The organism is Hyphomicrobium sp. (genome assembly GCF_035687085.1).
Lineage (GTDB): Bacteria > Pseudomonadota > Alphaproteobacteria > Rhizobiales > Hyphomicrobiaceae > Hyphomicrobium_B.
On sequence record NZ_DASRYS010000002.1, the window covers coordinates 318430 to 333714 of the forward strand.

Genomic DNA, 15285 nt, shown 5'->3' on the forward strand with positions numbered 1-15285 from the left:
ACGCGCCCGGCGTTGGCGTTCAAATAGTATTTGAAAAGTTCATAACGGCCACGCGTGAGGAGGTTTCGGAATGGGGGATCGGATCCTGGTATTCTACGGATCGTATCGCCGTGACCGCCTAGGCATTCGTCTCGCCAATTACATCGTTTCCGGGCTGCGGGCTCGCGGCTGTGATGTGGAGCTCATCGACGCGATGGCGGTCGGTCTGCCGATGCTCGACCGGATGTACAAAGAGTATGCGCCTGGCACGGCCCCGGTGGCGATGGAGACCCTGGCCACGAAAATAAAGTCCGCTGACGCTTTCATCTTCGTGACGGGTGAGTACAACTGGGGCATGCAGCCGGGTCTCAAAAATCTCACCGATCATTTTCTGGAAGAATGGTTCTGGCGTCCGGCCGCGATTGCGAGCTATTCGGCGGGGCGACTATCCGGCGCGCGATCGAGCTTTACTTGGTACGGCACATTGTCGGAAATGGGCATGGTCGTTATTTCCAGCACACTGACTGTCGGGCCTATCGTTCAGACCTTGGACGCAGATGCCCGGCCCACCGGTGAGGCCGGTTCCGCACTTGCCCAAGCTTTTCCGCGTTTTGCTGACGACCTTGCATGGTGGACTGAGGCAGCCCGTGCACAGCGGGCCCGCAAGAAGCCGCCTTACTGAAGCGTATGAGGTGAGTGCCATATCGTGTCTGATGCTCAATCCACTATTGCCAATCGCCGTGAGCAGATGTTCCCAACTCTGGAGCCGCACGAGATCGATCGCGTGCGCCGGTTCGGAGAACTCAAGCGGTTCGAGGCGGGAGATGCGCTGGCTGAAACCGGCCAAGTTGGCGTCGGTCTCATCCTCATTCTGAGTGGCAGCGTCGACGTCACTCAGGACGATCGGGCGGGGCATCGAAATCTCATTACGACGCACGGCCCGGGCTCCTTCATGGGCGAGCTGGCGCAGCTTTCAGGCCATCCCGCGCTGGTTGACGCGCACGCGAAGACCACCGTGGAAGCGCTCATCATCCCGCCGCAGAAGCTTCGCTCCTTGCTGATCGCGGATGCTGATCTCGGTGAGCGGATCATGCGCGCGCTCATTCTGCGCCGGGTCGCCTTGCTCGAGACAGGCCGTGGGGGGCCGGTCATCATCGGCGAAGCCGACCATGCCGATGTGCTGCGCCTTGAAAACTTCCTGTCACGGAATGGCCATCCGCATCTGAGGCTTGATCCTAGAACCGATTCCGAAGCCAAGGCGCTGATCGAGCGGTTTCATGTTACGCCTGCATCCCTTCCCATCGTTCTTTGCCCAGGTGGGCAACTGCTGCAGAACCCGACCGAGACGAAGCTGGCGCGATGCATCGGGCTTGTCGGGCCGATCGACCCAGAGCGGGTCTATGACGTTGCCGTCATAGGCGCGGGGCCTGCCGGAATGGCGGCGGCGGTCTATGCCGCGTCGGAAGGGTTATCCGTTCTCGTGCTGGATTGCCGTTCGTTCGGCGGGCAGGCGGGCGCATCGGCGCGTATCGAAAACTACCTGGGGTTTCCGACCGGGATAACCGGAATGGCCTTGATGGGCCGCGCGTTCAGTCAGGCTCAGAAGTTCGGCGCGGAGTTCTCCATTCCGACGCAAGTCGTGGGCTTGGAGCAACGCGATGGCGCAGGCTTCACTTTGCTGCTGGCCGGAGATGAGCGTGCGAACGCGCGTTCGGTCATCATCGCCAGCGGGGTCCGATACCGGCGGCCCGGCATCGACAGGATGAGCGAATTCGAGGGCGGAAGCGTCCATTATTGGGCTTCGCCCTTGGAAGGGAAGCTCTGCGCGAATTGCGAGGTCGTTCTGGTTGGTGCGGGCAATTCTGCCGGGCAGGCGACGGTCTATCTCGCTAGCCAAGCCGGAAAGGTGTGGCTGCTGGCCCGTGGCGGCGATATCGCGGCGAGCATGTCGCAATATCTCGTCGACCGGATCAAAGGGCTTCCGAATGTCGAGATCGTAACGCGGGCTGAGATCACGAGCCTGGAAGGTAGCGATGGCGTGCTTGAAACAATCTGCTGGCGCACGGCTTCGGGCGACGTGGTTCGCCGGAACATCCGGCATCTGTTTCTGTTTATCGGCGCCGATCCGGAAACGAGTTGGCTGTCTGGTTCCGGCGTGGAACTCGACAAAAACGGGTTTGTGCTGACGGGTACCGCGGCGGCCGAGGGGTGCAATTCGTTGGAGACGAGCTTGCCTGGCGTGTTCGCGATTGGTGACGTGCGTGCGGGTTCGATCAAGCGCGTTGCGGCCGGCGTTGGTGAGGGCGCGCAGGTGGTTGCGGCCCTGCACGCCTATCTCGCTTCCACGAATGCGCTGAGCGCGGCGGCCGTCTAGTCCCGCTCAGGTCATGCAGTGGCGTTCAATTCGAAATGGACTGCGACGGCGGCGCCAACGCGGCGGCCCTGGATCGCGCAGGACCCACTTGCCTTGATCGGATGAAGGACGTTGCCCGCGGCGAAGACACCGGCGAGGTTCGTTCTTCCTGCATTACCGACGGCGATGCCGCGGGTTTCGCTGTCGATCTCGACGGGGCTCGCCGTGAGCGCTGCGGTTTCCGGAATCCAGTTCGCAGTGAAGACGACCCCGTCACAGGGGATGGTTTCCGTTCCGCGCCGGCCGTCGATGACGACGGCGGAGACGCGATTGTCCTGGGCTTTGATCGCAGCAATACGCGTGCGCAGGCGGATATCGACTCCCATGGCCCTGGCGAGCCAACCGGCAGCGCGGAATGATCCGACGCGCGGCTTCTCGTCGATCATCGTGCGCACGTTCAGCCCAGCGTGACGTGCGGTCCAAATGGCTGAGAACGAGACGTGCTCGGTGCCAACGACGACGATCGATTTGATCGCGGCGGGGAAGGGGACCTTGCGCGCCACCATTTGCTGAAGAAGGCCGGTGGTCATGATGCCTGCTTCCGGCCGGTCGCCCGGCACCAGTCTGTTGCCGCGGTTTGCTTCACGAACACCGGTGGCGAGGATGACAGCGCGGGGCCGCAGCGTCCGGTATCCTGTCTCGGGCCCGGTGATCGTCACGGTAGGACCAGCCTCGAGAGCGGTCATGGTCGTGCTGCAAAGAATGCGAATGCGTTTCTTCTCGGCCGCGCGCACAAGGCGTGCCGCGAAGTCCGGGCCCTTCTGCGGAACGGGGGCATAGCCGATGCCGAAGCCTGGATGCGCACAGAAGCGTGGCAGACCGCCGGCCGCGTCGTCGCGATCAATGACGAGGATGTCGTTGATCCCGCGCCGCGCGAGTTCGGCCGCTGCGGCGAGACCCGCGGGTCCGGCGCCGACGATGAGGACCGCTGGATCATGCATGGCGCTTCACCTTCGCTGCGTCGAACATCGCCTGCACGCGCGCACCGCAGTAGAAGCCTTGGCAGCGCCCGAACATGGCGCGCGTCCGCCGCTTCAGGGCTTTGATCGATCCCGGCGGTATGGGCGAGTTCAACGCGTCGCGCACTTCGCCGACCGTGATGCGCTCGCAATGGCAAAGCATTTCCGAATACGCGGGATCAGCCGCGATCTTGTCGGGGTCGGCCCAGGGGCGCACGCTGGTCTCGGATAGATCCGGCACACGCACGCCTCGCACCTCTTTGGCGGGCTTCAGATCGAAGACTTTCGGAAATACGAGCGACACCACGTATTCGGCGATGCCGAGCGCGCCGGAAAATCCGGTCGAGCGAATGCCTGCAACCGTCAGCCAATGTTCATCGAAGCGCGGGATAATCTGATACTCGCTGTGGTTGGTCGCGGGCCGCATGCCGGCGTAGATCGTGTTCACCGGCATGTCCCGCAGCGTGGGGACCATGTCTTCAATGGCTTTGCGCAATGCGGCCAGGCCCTCTTCGGTGACCCCGCGATCGTCGCGATCTTCGACTTCTTCCGCCGTTGGTCCGACGAGCACGTTCCCGAAAATCGTTGGTGATATGAGGATGCCGCGCGACGTGGGCGTTGGCGTCGGATAGGCGATGACGTCGTGAATGGCGCGTGCGGGCTTATCGAGCAGAATGTACTGACCGCGGCGCGGCCGCATCGTGAAATCGCGATAGTTCGCCAAGCCTTCCACGATGTCGGCGCGGATGCCGCCTGCGTTGATGACGAGGCTCGCATCCAGAACTTCGCCGCTGTCGCTGCTCAAGCGCCAGCCTTTGGCATTGCGTTCGGCTCGAGATACGCGCCACGGCCGCAAGAAGGCGACGCCATTCGTCACCGCGTCGAGCACGTAGGCATAGGGCGTGGAGAACGGATCGGCGATCACTTCATCCGGCATCCATTGCGCACAGAGGACACCGGGGCGGAACTGGGGCCAGCGCTTTGCGACCTCCTCGCCCTTCAGCAAGTGGACGTTGTGAAATCCTTCCGCGTGGGCCTGCTCGACGTGCTTTTCCACGGTCGCGCGCTGCTCCTCAGTCCAGGCCAGCATGACGGCGCCCGTCTTGCGCATCGGCAGGCCGAGTTCAGGCGCCTCAGTCATGTAGCGCTGATAACCGCGCACGACGAGATCGCGTTCGAGCGTGCCCGCGGGCGTATCGTGACCCTCGGTCATCAATGCCGAATTGCCTTTGCTCGACTCATCGCCGAGATCGGTATTGGCTTCGAGCAGGACGACTTTCAGATCATACCGCGAGAGGTCGCGCGCGATGGCGGACCCCACCACGCCGGCGCCGATCACCGCGATGTCGAAGTGCACAGTCATTGAAATTCTTTCAGCATCCGGTCGATGCAATGCTTTGAGTAGGGGACGAGGTCGCCTTGCGGTCCGGCGTGCCGGAGTTGCGCCAGGGCCCAAAGGGCCTCGCGGATGATGAGCGCCACACGCTGCTGTTCCAGGACGCCGGGGCGATGCGGACCGTAGGCCTCAAGGAATTTGCGCGTCTCTGACGGATTGAGATCGGCATTGGAGATGACCGAGGCGAGGTCCGTCTCGGGCGCGCCACGGCCGGAATATTCCCAGTCGATCAGCATCAACCCGCCGGCGGTGCGCATCAGGTTTTCCGGGATGATGTCGGCGTGGACAAGCCGGTCGCCTTCGAGCGTGCTCTCATCCAGACGTGCCATGATGGATTCGCGCGGTACGGGCAATTCTTCATCTGGCGTCGTCGCGAGGTAGCTCCGGCAACTCGTCACGCCGCAGCGAGCGGGGATCGTCATGGGTGCGGCGCGGGAATGAAGCTGGCGCAGAACGGCTGCCGTCGCCTCCAGCGTCGCGTCGTCGTGCATGTCGGCCGCATGCAATGTTTCACCGTCGAGGAAGGCGGTGATCAGGATGCCGTCTGCCGCGTAGTGCACGCTTGGTGAGACGCCAAGATCCGCCGCGAATTTCGCGCACGCCTGCTCGTTGGCACGCACGATGTCGTGATGGGGCAGGTCAACGCCCATACGGCCGAAGTAGCGCTCATCGCCGTCCTGGATGATGAAGTTGCGATTGGTTCGCCCTTGCATCAGCGGGACGAGCGTCGGTGTGCGGCGCCAGATCGGCAGCGCCGCCAGGGTTTCCTCGGGCGTCATCCCTTGACGGCTCCGAAGGTCAGACCGCGCGCCATGTAGCGCGACAGCGAGAACGTCAGAGCGAACACAGGCAGAAGCACGACGACGCCAAGAGCCAGAGCCGGTCCCCACAGGATGCCGCGATGCGTCAGCGCCAAGCCGACGATGGGCGGCAGCGGCCGCAGGTCGCCACCGACAAGCGTGTTGGCGATCATGAATTCGTTCCAGCTGAAGATGAAGACGAAGACGGCGCAGCAGATGAGCCCCGGAACGGACAACGGCAGGATCGCGCGCCAAAGAACGCTGAAGGGGCGGCAGCCATCGACCGTTGCGGCCTCATCTATCTCGCGCGGGATTTCCTCGACGAAGGACTTCAGAACGAGAATGGCGAAGGGCAGCTGAAACGCGGTGTTGAGCAGGATGAGCACCGCCAGCGTGTTATAGAGTCCGACCTGCCGCGCCAGAATGAAGAGCGGCACGACCGCCGCGATCGGCGGAATCATCTTGAGACTCAGGATCTCGAACGTGATCGCGTCTTTGCCTTTCACCGGAAAGCGGGCGAGCCCATAGGCTGCGGGCAAAGCCAGGGCGAGCGTGAGGATCGTCGTCGCAACGCTGACGATGATGCTGTTCACGAGATGCTTTTCGACGTTCCAGTTGTCGAAAATGAAATGCCAGTGCTCGAGCGTCGGCGTGAAGAACCAGACGGGGCTCGGCGACAGCAGATCGGCCTGCGACTTGAAGGCGCCGAGGATCATCCACGCCAACGGAAAGAGGAAGAGCGCGACGAGCGCCACATTGGCTGCGACGTGCGCGGCTTCGAGCCAGGGCTTGCGGCGGGTCTCAGCCATTGGACAGCACTCGCTTGAATGTGAAGGCGCTGAAAGCCGTAACCATCAGCAGGACCAGGAACGACATTGCTGACGCCAGCGCGACGTTGAGATTCACGAGACCCTCGCGTTGGATGAGGAGGGTGATGAGATCGGTCGCGCGCGCCGGGCCGCCCTTCGTCAAGACGAAGACGGTGTCGAACGTCGCGATTGCGAACATGACGCGGAACGCCAACGCGACGCCGATGATGCGAGCCATGAGCGGCAGCGTGATGTGAAAGAGCAAGTGGAGCGCGCGCGAGCCGTCGACCTCGGCTGCTTCGAAGACTTCCTCCGGCAAGCCTTCGAGTCCGGCGAGCAGAATGAGGAACATGAAGGGCGTCCATTGCCAGACGTCCATGATGATGACCGAGACCATCGCGAGGACGGGATCGGCAAGCCACAGCATCGTGCCGAAGCCAAGCTGCTGCCCCGCATATGGGATGATGCCGAAGTCGCTGTTGAGCATCAGTTTCCAGACCAGGCCCACGCTCACGGGCGTCGCCATCAGCGGCAGCATGAGGAGCGCGCGCATGATCGGATGTGTCTTGCGCATGGATTTGAACGAGAGCGCGAGCGCGAAGCCGATCAGGAATTCCAGCGAAATCGCGACGACGAGGAAGATCAACGTCAAGACGACCGAGCTGATGAAAGCGCTGTTGGTCAGCACGCTCGCGTAGGTATCGAGGCCGACGAAGCGCGTGATGGGGCTCGTCAGGCGCATGTTGGTGAGACTCGCATAGAGCGAGTACAGCATCGGATAGATCAGAACGACCGTCAGAAAGACGCCGGCGGGCAGGAAGAACAAAAGCCCGTGGCGGCCAGCTGACGCGTTAGGCCCCTTCATTTTCTTTCCTTCGGTCGTGAGATGATGTTGACGCCGCTGTCCGTCAGCGGAGCCGGGATTTCGGCGCGCGAGCAGCCGCACACCAGATGATCGACGCTCGACAGGGCGACGCCTGCGACGCGCTTCACCGACATGAGCTTGGGCCTCGTCGCCACCGCCACGATGCTGCGCGATTGCGCGACCATTCGCCGGGCGAGCGATGCGTCATCAGCGTTCATGAACGTCAGCCCGTGTTCGGCGTGCAGGCCGTCGGGCGAAATGATCGCAAGATCGGCGTTGATCTGCGCGGCCATGGCTTCGGCGAACGGACCGGTGGTGGCGAGCGATGTCTGCCGTACGAAGCCGCCGAGCAAGCACGCGGTGATGGCGCGGCTTTCGGAGAGCTTGGCTGCGACATTGACGGCGGGCGTCGCGACAAAGAGTTCGATTCCGCTTTCGACGAGCACTTTCGCGATCGCCATCACAGTTGTGCCGTCATTCATGAACAACGTGCTGGCGGGCGCGATGAGGGGAAGCACCGCTTCCGCAATCGCCTGCTTTTCTTCGGCATCGATGGATTCGCGCTGAGCGAAATTCTGTTCGGCTTCACGGAGAAGCGGGACGACGGCGCCGCCGTGGCTGCGCTCCAACTCATCATTGTCTGCGAGAGCGGCGAGATCGCGCCGGATCGTTGCGGGTGAGGCCTGCAGAAGCGCGCACAGCTCTTCAACCGTCGCTGATTGCTGCGAGCGGAGGATGCGCCGGATTTCAGCCCGGCGGACGCCGGGGGCTCGCTTCGACTTGGACATTGCCGCCCTTTATTCAATCAGATGCGCGCAAAGCGATCACTATCAATCATAGTATTTGCGTTTTGTGATCGTTTCACTAGTGTCACCATTGTGCAGACTTGAAAAGGGGTGACCGGGGGATGGCAGTTAATTTTGCGAAGTATGCCGGCGCGGTGTTGTTGGGCGGCTCGGTGTTGAGCGCGACCAACGGCCTGACGGCATCATCAGTGAATGCGGAAGAGTTGAGGATCATCGCGACCGGCGAGCCTTACGGTCTCGGCTTGAAGGCGGCGGCGAAGGTTTTCGAAACGAAGACCGGCATCAAGGTCAGCGTCGATCAGTTCCCGTATTCAGACGCCTACAACAAGCAGGTTCTTCTCGGCACGGCCGGCTCCGACGAATACGACATCATGGTGCTCGACTGCATCTGGCTGCCGATCTTCGTGAAGAACAAGTGGGTGCAGCCGCTCGAACCTCTCGAAGCAAAGGCCAAAGAGAAGATCGAGTGGAATGCGTTTCTGCCCGGCATCGTCGAGGCCTACGACGTCATCGATGGCCAGCACTGGGCGGCGCCGGTCGATTTCTTCATCGAGGTGATGGCCTACCGCACGGATCTCTTCGCGAAGGCCGGCATCAACGAACCGGCGAAGACGTGGGATGAGTTCAAGACACACGCGGAAAAGCTGAACGATCCTGCCAACAACGTTTTCGGTGTCGCGACGATGCCGGGCGAGCAGGACGGCGGTTATTCCGAATGGACGGTGCGTCTCGCCAGCCTGCCGATGCCGCCGAATTCGACGCAGTTCGTCTGGGATCGCAGCTTCAAGCCGATGCTCGAACATGACGGCAACGGCAAGAAGGCGCTCGACCGCTGGCTCGAGATCAAGCCTTTCACGGCGCCCGGCGCCAACGAGATGGGTTATGCGGAAGCCACCAATGCGTACATGCAGGGCAACGCTGCGATGTACATCAACTGGTTCGGTTTCTTCCCCGACATCGAAAACCCCGAGACGAGCAAGGTTTTGGGCAAGGTCGCTTACGCGCTGCCGCCGCGCGAAAAGCTCGAAGGCAAGCGTCACGATTATATCGGCGGCTATCAGATCGCGATTGCCGCCAATGCGCCGAAGCCTGATGCGGCCTATCAGTTCATCGCTTTCGTCACGAGCGCTGAAGGCCAGAACATCATGCTCGAAGCTGGTGCTTCCGGCGCCTATCGCTCCGATGTCTATGAGACCGAGAAGTGGCTGACGAAATTTCCGTTCCTGAAGCCCGTTAAAGAAACGGAAGTGCTCGTGCCGCTGACGTCGGGCTTGGCCGAATACGTGGAGATGCAGCGCACGGTCTACGATCAGCTGTTTGCGGCCTGGGTTGGAAAGTCCACCTCGCAAGACGCGATCACGACGGCCAACAAGAACCTCGACGAGCTGATGAACTCGCTCGGTTACCAAAAGTGACGGAGGGGCCGGCTTCTTGCCGGCCCTTTCCCCCGCCCTCAGAGAGACTTTAATGGCCGACGTTTCCCTACGCCGCGTTTCAAAAAGCTTTGGCGCGACCGATGTCATTCCAGAGCTTGATCTTGTAATCCGCAGCGGCGAATTCACTGTCCTTCTTGGACCTTCCGGTTGCGGCAAGACCACGCTTTTGCGGATGGTCGCGGGCCTCGAAGATCCGACCCGGGGTGAAATCTTCATCGGCGATCGCGCGGTGACGAACTTGCGTCCGAGCGAGCGCGACATCGCGATGGTCTTCCAAAGCTATGCGCTCTACCCGCATTTGACGGTGGGCGAGAACTTGGCCTTTCCGCTGAAGGTCAAAGGCGTGCCGAAGCCCGAGCGCGAGCAGCAGATGGCGCGCGTGAGCGGCATGCTCGGCCTTTCCGAACTCCTCGATCGCAAGCCGAGACAACTCTCGGGCGGGCAGCGCCAGCGCGTCGCGCTCGGCCGCGCGATGGTGCGCGAACCCGATGTCTTTTTGTTCGATGAGCCCTTATCCAATCTCGACGCCAGCATGCGCGAGGAGATGCGCTCAGAGCTCATCCGCTTCCACGAGCAGCAGAAGAAGACCGTGATCTACGTCACCCACGATCAGGTCGAGGCGATGACGATGGCGCAGCGGATCGTCATCATGCGCAAGGGCGTGATTCAGCAGATCGGCTCGGCGCGCGATGTTTACAAAACGCCTGCGAATACGTTCGTGGCGCGGTTCATCGGAAGTCCGGGAATGAACTTGCTGGACTTGAAACGGGATGGTGCGGGCGTAACGGCCGGCGGCGCGTATGCGAACGTCAGTTCCAGCTGCGTGCTGCCGGCCGGCTCGAACCTCACGCTTGGCTGCCGGCCGGAAGATTTGCGGCTCGATGGCGGGGATGGGGAGGGCATCAGCTTTCCTGCAACCGTCGTCGCGCTGCAGCCGCTGGGGGCATCGCTACTCGTCGATCTCGAAACCGCGGGCGGAGCGGCCAGACTGGTGGCCGTTACCGCATGGCGTGAGCCGATGCCGCAAGTGGGCAGCACCATCACGCTGTTCGCGCCGGCGAACTGCATCTCATTCTTCGACGCCACGACTGGCGCACGGATCAGCGAAAAAGAGATGGCGTGATCCTCGGTTTGGTTTGAGTCGCTTCAGGTAGCGCGCGACTCATGGCGGGACACAAATTCGACAGTCGTCGAGTTTGTGTCCCGTTCCCGTTTAAAGGGACGGCAGCAAGAATGCTCAGGTCCGGGGCCGTTCGCGCTTGTGAGTGCCGGTCTTAGGAACGGATTTGGGAACGGGGTTTGTGCGGTTTTCGCACTTCGCCATCGAAGGCGAATCATGTAACCAAATTGGTGTGAGCCACCGCACCGCTTGAGTAGCGACGTGCAGAGGGCGCGGCTTACACTGCGATTGACAACGCCTAACGTGACGACACTGGCAAGCCATGCGATGGCCGCCGGTGTGCTTTGCGTTGCCGCCCGAATCGATTAGGTTACGGAAAGTAAAAGGGGCGCAGACGGCTTCAACGTCTGCACCCCCGTAGAGCGTTACCGCAGTTTGACCCCCAGCGGCAACGGAATTGATGACGTAGAGTCATCCAATTTGGTGTTGGCGTCAACCGCTGGTTCTTCATCCGTTTTGGAGAACCACCAGCATGAAGCATACGATTCCAAAGCACTTCACGAAAAAGACGACACCGATGACCGCTGAGGTTGCCGGTAAAGCGATCACGCTTGTTCGGGAAGTCGGCCTTAATCAGCAGCAGGCGGCGGCGCTTCTTGGCGTCAATCAGGGCCGCGTCTCGGAAGTGCTCAACGGCAAGCGCTATTCAGGCGCGCCGCCGTTCCCCAGCGATCAGCTGGCTTTCGATATTTAGAGACTAGCCGCCGGGCGGTGCGGATCGCCCGGCGGCCCATAAAAGAGCTTTTCAGCTGCGCGGCGCGCCGCAAGGCATTCCGCATTCAATTCCCCCTCAATCATTGGAACAGATTGCCATGAGCAAAATGCTTGCCTCTTATGACCTGCGAAAGCCAGGTCGCAATTACCAGCCGCTCTATGCGCGGTTGGATGCCTGGGGCGCCAAACGCGTCCTTGAGTCGGTTTGGATTCTGACGGCGAACGCATCTCCGGAAGAAGTTGGGAATGACCTTCTTGCCTACATGGATGTAAGCGACGGTCTGCTCGTGGTCGGCCTCGACGGCTCGGCAGCATGGAGCAACGTGCAAAATCCAAATCCGCTTGCTGCGTAGAAGCGATGGCTGGCGGGGCTAATAGGTTCCGCCGCCTCAGAACAATGTCACCTGATCCAGCGGGGCCGCCTTTGCCGGTGAATCGAACATGCTCACCTGCATTTGCGCGGCCTCGATGCGCTCGCATGCAGTGTCGAGATATTTTTGCTCGCGCTCGATGCCGATGAAATTGCGGCCCATCTGAGAGGATAATCCGTGCCCCTTCAGGCAGGTGACGGATGCACCATTCCATGAGTCGCACGGGCTTTTGAGTTGGGTGGACGTTGCCGCCAGCGCGGAGCGATTTTCACGAGGTTAGGCGACGGTTTCTCCGCCAATTTCGAAGCGCTCAAATCCGGCCCGTTCCAACTTTAGGAACAGACGTTTGCCCGAAGCTGGTCGAAACAGGGGGGTTGGAGTGGTGCGCGGACCAAGTCTAGAAACGGCGTTGCTGCCCTGAAAACAAAATCCTTTGTCTTCAGTAAGTTGCATTGGTTACCTGGCGGAGGGGGTGGGATTCGAACCCACGGTGGACTTGCGCCCACGCCGGTTTTCAAGACCGGTGCCTTAAACCACTCGGCCACCCCTCCAGCTGGAGTGACCGTTTACTTGCTCGCGGGGTCGCCGACAAGGCTTTGCGAGCGTTCGCGGCGTCATGCTGCATACGGGACGGGAGCCCAAGAAACCACCGAATGGCGCCGAGGCCCGGGCCGGCAGGGGCGCCGGCCCGGGAACCCCGGGGGAGAGAAGACAGCTCGGCGGCTGTATTCCTCAGCAGGGGCGGGGGGAAGCGGCAGCCTATTTCTTTCGCGGATCGTCTTCCGGATTGATGTAGTGCAGATCAAACGGGCCGACCGCTGCAACCTGAAGAATGGTTTCCTGGTCTTCGGCCCAAACATAGTGCGGATGGTTGGCTGGCAGCAGCAACAACGATCCGGCCTCGAGGACCTTTCCCTTCGACTTGTCGAACTTCTCGCCCATGCCGCTGCCCATGGCGCCGCTCAGGATCGAAACGGATTCGAAAACCGGGTGCGTGTGGGGTGCGATTACGGAATTCGGGGGCATCTTAACCCGGATCAGGAACAGCCCGGGCTTCGTGGGATCGCCATAGACGACGGCAGTTTGAATGCCTTTTGGGAACGCCGGATCGTCTTGGAACTTCACGTCGGCGGGCGTCAGTTCGTGCGCGTCGTGGCTCGCATCTTGTGCGAACGCAGACGTCGTCAGTGCCATCAGGGCGGCTGTCATCAGAGCTTTTGAGATCATGTTTTTTTTCGTCCTGGTTTTGCCGGGGCGGCGCCATGCAGGTTCAACGCCGACTTTAAGCAGCTCAGTGACACCCGATAGAGTGGTTTGCCCAAGGAACCTTGGGCAAATTTCCCGAGCTCTGGCCGTGTCTCTTCACAGCTTTGCCGACGCCTTCTAGCTTGGCGTGAGAAAGGTGGCGTCATGGACCTGAAGTGGCTTTTGGTGCGGCGGATCACGTTGGTCGCCGTCGCATGCTTTCTTGCGGGGTCGGCAATCGTGCTTTACGAGACCGCGCGCGCGGCAAAGCAGCAGAACTCGGAGCTTGCCGAACTCGTCGGCCGTCAACTGTCGCTGCAGCTTTCGCGGATAGACCGGTCGACAGACATTCCACAGCGCTTTCCCGATTGGGACATCATCACGACGTACTCGTTGCAGCCGGGCCAGTGCGTGGAACTGCTTGGCGATAAGGGAACGACGCTGCGCTCCCATTGCGGGGGCATGGACACGACGACGAGCACGCCGGAATGGTTCTTCAAGGCCTACCGCGCATTCATCAGCGGTCACTTGGATGCTGTGCTGCCTCTTTCCTACCGCGGCGCGGCGAGCGGAACGGTTGTTGCCTCGCTCAATCCGGCGGCGACCGCTGCCCAGGCGTGGGCGACCATTGCGCCGCTCTTGCTATTGTCGGCCGGAATGATCGCGACGCTCTGCCTTGTCGCCTATTTCGTGGTCGATCGCGCGCTGAGGCCAGCCAAGGAAATCCTTTCGGGTCTCAACCGGCTTTCGCGCGGCGATCTTGCTTACCGTTTGCCCCCGTTTCGCCTGCGCGAATTCAACCGGATCAGCGAAGTCTTCAACGCCCTGACGGATGAGCTGGGCAAAGTCACGTCCGAGCGTTCCGAATTCGCGCGCCGGCTCGTCGACAACCAAGAGCAGGAGAGGCGGCACATCGCACGCGAGCTTCACGATGAGATCGGTCAAAAGCTCGCCGCTCTCAACGCGCTGGCGGCGTGCATCCGAGCGAGCGCGCAGCGCGATGCGCCGGCCCTTGTTTCCGAGGCGCGCGAGCTTGAGGACATGGCTTCCGTCTCAATGAAATCTTTGCGGCGGACGCTCACCTATCTCAGACCTCAGGAAATAGACGATCTCGGATTGATCCAAAGCCTCAAGGATCTCATCGATCAGCACAACAAGATCGCGCACGGCCGTACGCAGTTCTCATTCGAGACGACGGGAGATGTCGAGAAGCTGCGGGCGGAAACGAGCGCTCACGTCTATCGCATCATTCAGGAAGCACTGACCAACGCATCCAAACATGCCGATGCGCGGCATGTAAGGGTGCTTCTGGACCAGCTTGCGGATGCTGAGCAGGAACGGATCCGGCTTTTGGTGGTGGACGATGGGGCCGGGGCGCGTAGTTCCGACGAAGGGCCGCTTGCCGCCGGTTGGGGTCTGATCGGGATGCGCGAACGCGTCGTGGCGCTCAGCGGAAAGTTCGCAGCCGGGCCGCTTCCGAGCGGCGGCTTCGGGCTCCATATCGAATTCCCCACCGCGCAGGAAGGAGCTTGAGAGCTATGGGCATTCAAGTGCTGCTGGTCGATGATCATGCCGTCGTCCGGGAGGGCTATCGCCGGCTGATGGAGCGGCATCACGGCATCGAGATCGTCGCGGAAGCCGGTGATGCTGCCTCCGGCTATGAGGCCTACAGGAAACACAGGCCCGACGTCGCCGTGATCGATATTTCGATGCCCGGTCGCGGCGGCATCGACCTCGTCCGGCAGATACGTCAGCTGGATCCCGCTGCCCGCGTCCTGATTTTTACGATGCACGCGAGTGCGAGCTACGCGCAGCAGGCATTTCGCGCGGGTGCGCGGGGCTACGTCACCAAGAGCAGCCCTCCGGAAGTGTTCGTCAGCGCGATCCGCGAAGTGTGTGCCGGGAGGCCTGCGCTGTGTGCGGAGATCAACGAGGTGATTGCCAAGAATGCGCTCTCCGATGTGTCAGCGGTCGATCAGCTTTCGCCGCGGGAATTCGAAATACTTCGCATGATCCTGGACGCGAAGTCGGCGGACGAAATTGCCGAGGCTTTCAACCTCAGCCCGAAGACGATTGCCAACTACCACTATCAGATCAAGTCCAAGCTCAACGTCAGATCCGATATCGAACTCGTCTATCTCTGCATGCGGCGCGGGCTCGTTGCCTCCATTGCGGAGCCTGGAAGCGCTTAGTCCCGATCTGGCCCGGCCGCATCGTGAAGACGAATTGTAGAAGTGTTGGCGTTTGGGACGTGCACGAATATTTTGAGACATTGCCCAGATTATTGTGTTTGTTTCGATGGGCCTACAGCA

16 protein-coding genes and 1 tRNA gene are annotated in these 15285 nt (G+C 61.4%); 8 read left to right on the forward strand and 9 right to left on the reverse strand.

Translation table 11 applies throughout. The features are described 5' to 3' along the window. Nucleotides 1-70: 70 nt before the first annotated feature. Nucleotides 71-661, forward strand: coding sequence for an NAD(P)H-dependent oxidoreductase (locus VFG26_RS01920; RefSeq protein ID WP_325021640.1), 591 nt, complete (start codon nucleotides 71-73; stop codon nucleotides 659-661). A 66-nt stretch (nucleotides 662-727) separates the two neighbouring features. Further along, nucleotides 728-2353, forward strand: a complete 1626-nt coding sequence (locus VFG26_RS01925) for an FAD-dependent oxidoreductase (protein WP_325022008.1) — start codon at nucleotides 728-730, stop codon at nucleotides 2351-2353. 11 nt (nucleotides 2354-2364) lie between these two features. Here the strand turns inward: VFG26_RS01925 and VFG26_RS01930 are convergent, their stop codons facing one another. The 6 genes from VFG26_RS01930 to VFG26_RS01955 are packed head-to-tail and all read right to left on the reverse strand — an operon-like array spanning nucleotide 2365 to nucleotide 8009. Beyond that, nucleotides 2365-3333: an FAD/NAD(P)-binding oxidoreductase gene (locus VFG26_RS01930; protein ID WP_325021642.1), complete on the reverse strand. Its 969-nt coding sequence runs from the start codon at nucleotides 3331-3333 to the stop codon at nucleotides 2365-2367. Then, nucleotides 3326-4714: an NAD(P)/FAD-dependent oxidoreductase gene (locus tag VFG26_RS01935; protein ID WP_325021644.1), complete on the reverse strand. Its 1389-nt coding sequence runs from the start codon at nucleotides 4712-4714 to the stop codon at nucleotides 3326-3328. The genes VFG26_RS01930 and VFG26_RS01935 overlap by 8 nt, the downstream gene beginning before the upstream one ends. After that, nucleotides 4711-5526 (reverse strand): choline/ethanolamine kinase family protein, encoded by an 816-nt coding sequence (locus VFG26_RS01940; RefSeq protein ID WP_325021646.1) that lies wholly within the window; start codon nucleotides 5524-5526, stop codon nucleotides 4711-4713. Before VFG26_RS01940 ends, VFG26_RS01935 begins: the two co-directional genes overlap by 4 nt. Continuing rightward, the gene (locus VFG26_RS01945) at nucleotides 5523-6356 is read right to left on the reverse strand and encodes a carbohydrate ABC transporter permease (RefSeq protein ID WP_325021648.1); all 834 of its coding nucleotides are present in this window, start codon (nucleotides 6354-6356) and stop codon (nucleotides 5523-5525) included. The genes VFG26_RS01940 and VFG26_RS01945 overlap by 4 nt, the downstream gene beginning before the upstream one ends. Then, nucleotides 6349-7221, reverse strand: coding sequence for a sugar ABC transporter permease (locus VFG26_RS01950; protein ID WP_325021650.1), 873 nt, complete (start codon nucleotides 7219-7221; stop codon nucleotides 6349-6351). Before VFG26_RS01950 ends, VFG26_RS01945 begins: the two co-directional genes overlap by 8 nt. After that, nucleotides 7218-8009, reverse strand: coding sequence for a DeoR/GlpR family DNA-binding transcription regulator (locus tag VFG26_RS01955; protein WP_325021652.1), 792 nt, complete (start codon nucleotides 8007-8009; stop codon nucleotides 7218-7220). The genes VFG26_RS01950 and VFG26_RS01955 overlap by 4 nt, the downstream gene beginning before the upstream one ends. A gap of 119 nt (nucleotides 8010-8128) precedes the next feature. On the opposite strand from VFG26_RS01955, the gene VFG26_RS01960 reads away from it, so the two are divergent. From VFG26_RS01960 to VFG26_RS01975, 4 genes are all read left to right on the forward strand, one after another. Beyond that, entirely contained in the window at nucleotides 8129-9442 is a 1314-nt protein-coding gene (locus VFG26_RS01960) for an ABC transporter substrate-binding protein (protein WP_325021654.1), read from the forward strand. 52 nt (nucleotides 9443-9494) lie between these two features. Next, nucleotides 9495-10586, forward strand: a complete 1092-nt coding sequence (locus tag VFG26_RS01965; protein WP_325021656.1) for an ABC transporter ATP-binding protein — start codon at nucleotides 9495-9497, stop codon at nucleotides 10584-10586. 529 nt (nucleotides 10587-11115) lie between these two features. Next, nucleotides 11116-11337, forward strand: coding sequence for a hypothetical protein (locus VFG26_RS01970; RefSeq protein WP_325021657.1), 222 nt, complete (start codon nucleotides 11116-11118; stop codon nucleotides 11335-11337). Nucleotides 11338-11455: 118 nt separating this feature from the next. Continuing rightward, nucleotides 11456-11710, forward strand: a complete 255-nt coding sequence (locus VFG26_RS01975) for a hypothetical protein (protein ID WP_325021659.1) — start codon at nucleotides 11456-11458, stop codon at nucleotides 11708-11710. 36 nt (nucleotides 11711-11746) lie between these two features. Here the strand turns inward: VFG26_RS01975 and VFG26_RS01980 are convergent, their stop codons facing one another. The 3 genes from VFG26_RS01980 to VFG26_RS01990 all read right to left on the reverse strand — a co-directional run bounded on the left by VFG26_RS01980 (nucleotide 11747) and on the right by VFG26_RS01990 (nucleotide 12955). After that, nucleotides 11747-11890 (reverse strand): hypothetical protein, encoded by a 144-nt coding sequence (locus tag VFG26_RS01980; protein WP_325021660.1) that lies wholly within the window; start codon nucleotides 11888-11890, stop codon nucleotides 11747-11749. A 299-nt stretch (nucleotides 11891-12189) separates the two neighbouring features. Beyond that, nucleotides 12190-12279: transfer RNA gene (locus VFG26_RS01985), tRNA-Ser, on the reverse strand. Between the two features lie 208 nt (nucleotides 12280-12487). After that, nucleotides 12488-12955 (reverse strand): cupin domain-containing protein, encoded by a 468-nt coding sequence (locus tag VFG26_RS01990; protein ID WP_325021662.1) that lies wholly within the window; start codon nucleotides 12953-12955, stop codon nucleotides 12488-12490. Nucleotides 12956-13138: 183 nt separating this feature from the next. On the opposite strand from VFG26_RS01990, the gene VFG26_RS01995 reads away from it, so the two are divergent. Both VFG26_RS01995 and VFG26_RS02000 read left to right on the forward strand, forming a co-directional pair. Next, the gene (locus VFG26_RS01995) at nucleotides 13139-14506 is read left to right on the forward strand and encodes a sensor histidine kinase (RefSeq protein ID WP_325021665.1); all 1368 of its coding nucleotides are present in this window, start codon (nucleotides 13139-13141) and stop codon (nucleotides 14504-14506) included. A 5-nt stretch (nucleotides 14507-14511) separates the two neighbouring features. After that, nucleotides 14512-15165, forward strand: a complete 654-nt coding sequence (locus VFG26_RS02000; protein ID WP_325021667.1) for a response regulator transcription factor — start codon at nucleotides 14512-14514, stop codon at nucleotides 15163-15165. The last annotated feature ends 120 nt before the right edge of the window (nucleotides 15166-15285 follow it).